Below are 490 nucleotides of genomic sequence, written 5' to 3'. Positions count from 1 at the left end.
AGGACGCCGAGGCGGAGGCGGCTGCCAGGCTCGGCTGGCTGGCGCTGCCCCGCTCCTCCCGCGAGCTGCTGCCCGTGCTGGGCGGGCTCGCCGGGTGGGCCCGCGCCGAGGGCCTGACGAACGTGGTCCTGGCCGGGATGGGCGGCTCGTCGCTGGCGGCGGAGGTCATCTGCAACACCGCCGACGTGCCGCTGACCGTGCTCGACACGACCGACCCCGAGCAGGTCCGCCGGGCTCTGGCGGGCGGGCTGGAGTCCACGGTCGTGGTCGTGGCCGGCAAGAGCGGCACGACCGTGGAGACCGACTGCCACCTGCGCATCTTCGAGCGGGCCTACACGGAAGCGGGTCTGGCGCCCGCGGACCGCATCGTGATCGTCACCGATCCCGGCTCGCCGCTGGAGCGGCTGGCCGTCGACGGCGGTTACCGCCTCGTGCTCGCCGCGCCCGACGTGGGCGGGCGCTACTCGGCGCTGTCGGTGTTCGGCGAGGC

At 75.5% G+C, this 490-nt stretch carries 1 pseudogene; it reads left to right on the top strand.

Annotated features, from left to right (window positions below):
- Positions 1-490 (top strand): annotated as a pseudogene (locus ABD844_RS06015) (glucose-6-phosphate isomerase); the annotation flags it as partial.

The sequence above is a fragment of the Nonomuraea antimicrobica genome (assembly GCF_039536965.1).
Classification (GTDB): domain Bacteria; phylum Actinomycetota; class Actinomycetes; order Streptosporangiales; family Streptosporangiaceae; genus Nonomuraea; species Nonomuraea antimicrobica.
The sequence above is the reverse complement of the archived record's forward strand: the minus strand, read 5'-3'. Positions and strand labels throughout refer to the sequence as shown.